Consider the following 1,865-nt stretch of genomic DNA (forward strand, 5'->3'; position numbering starts at 1 on the left):
AGCTTGCTGGGGGGATTAGTGGCGAACGGGTGAGTAACACGTGAGTAACCTGCCCTTGACTCTGGGATAAGCCTGGGAAACTGGGTCTAATACCGGATATGACTCCTCATCGCATGGTGGGGGGTGGAAAGCTTTTGTGGTTTTGGATGGACTCGCGGCCTATCAGCTTGTTGGTGGGGTAATGGCCTACCAAGGCGACGACGGGTAGCCGGCCTGAGAGGGTGACCGGCCACACTGGGACTGAGACACGGCCCAGACTCCTACGGGAGGCAGCAGTGGGGAATATTGCACAATGGGCGCAAGCCTGATGCAGCGACGCCGCGTGAGGGATGACGGCCTTCGGGTTGTAAACCTCTTTCAGTAGGGAAGAAGCCCCTTTTGGGGGTGACGGTACTTGCAGAAGAAGCGCCGGCTAACTACGTGCCAGCAGCCGCGGTAATACGTAGGGCGCAAGCGTTATCCGGAATTATTGGGCGTAAAGAGCTCGTAGGCGGTTTGTCGCGTCTGCTGTGAAAGACCGGGGCTCAACTCCGGTTCTGCAGTGGGTACGGGCAGACTAGAGTGCAGTAGGGGAGACTGGAATTCCTGGTGTAGCGGTGAAATGCGCAGATATCAGGAGGAACACCGATGGCGAAGGCAGGTCTCTGGGCTGTAACTGACGCTGAGGAGCGAAAGCATGGGGAGCGAACAGGATTAGATACCCTGGTAGTCCATGCCGTAAACGTTGGGCACTAGGTGTGGGGGACATTCCACGTTTTCCGCGCCGTAGCTAACGCATTAAGTGCCCCGCCTGGGGAGTACGGCCGCAAGGCTAAAACTCAAAGGAATTGACGGGGGCCCGCACAAGCGGCGGAGCATGCGGATTAATTCGATGCAACGCGAAGAACCTTACCAAGGCTTGACATGAACCGGAAAGACCTGGAAACAGGTGCCCCGCTTGCGGTCGGTTTACAGGTGGTGCATGGTTGTCGTCAGCTCGTGTCGTGAGATGTTGGGTTAAGTCCCGCAACGAGCGCAACCCTCGTTCTATGTTGCCAGCGGTTCGGCCGGGGACTCATAGGAGACTGCCGGGGTCAACTCGGAGGAAGGTGGGGACGACGTCAAATCATCATGCCCCTTATGTCTTGGGCTTCACGCATGCTACAATGGCCGGTACAAAGGGTTGCGATACTGTGAGGTGGAGCTAATCCCAAAAAGCCGGTCTCAGTTCGGATTGGGGTCTGCAACTCGACCCCATGAAGTCGGAGTCGCTAGTAATCGCAGATCAGCAACGCTGCGGTGAATACGTTCCCGGGCCTTGTACACACCGCCCGTCAAGTCACGAAAGTTGGTAACACCCGAAGCCGGTGGCCTAACCCTTGTGGGGGGAGCCGTCGAAGGTGGGACCGGCGATTGGGACTAAGTCGTAACAAGGTAGCCGTACCGGAAGGTGCGGCTGGATCACCTCCTTTCTAAGGAGCTGCTAACAACGGTGCTGGTTCCGTGCATGCGGGGCTGGTGGTTGTCAGTGTTGCCCATTGCGCAGGCGTCTGTTCTGCGGTGGGTGCTCATGGGTGGAATATCAACAAATCAAAAGTTTTTTTGGCATGGTTCTTGGGCTGGTGTCCTGGGGTTAGTACGGCGACTGTTGTGGTTGTTGGGAACGCGTCCGGGGTGTTGGTGGTGGGGGTTGTGTTTGGTGCACTGTTGGGTCCTGAGGCAACAGGACCTTCTGCAGCTTTGCTGGGGACATGGTTTTGGTGTTTCTTGGTTTTCCTGCGGCCGTTTTCCCACCGTGTGTGGCCCCTTGGGGTTGTGTGGTGGGGGTGGTTGTTGGGGTTGTTGTTTGAGAACTACATAGTGGACGCGAGCATCTGGACACACAA

The 1,865-nt window shown here is 57.0% G+C and carries 2 rRNA genes (1 of these 2 running past the window's edge); both read left to right on the forward strand.

Features of this window, described 5'->3' with window-relative positions:
• Positions 1–1,451: ribosomal RNA gene (locus tag ACIPY3_RS23080) — 16S ribosomal RNA — on the forward strand; the annotation flags it as partial.
• Between the two features lie 365 nt (positions 1,452–1,816).
• A 23S ribosomal RNA gene (locus ACIPY3_RS23085) occupies positions 1,817–1,865 on the forward strand; its annotated part runs 2,614 nt beyond the window's last position; the annotation flags it as partial.

Origin of the sequence: Paenarthrobacter sp. NPDC089714, from assembly GCF_044748905.1 — a bacterium.
Taxonomy (GTDB): Bacteria; Actinomycetota; Actinomycetes; order Actinomycetales; family Micrococcaceae; genus Arthrobacter.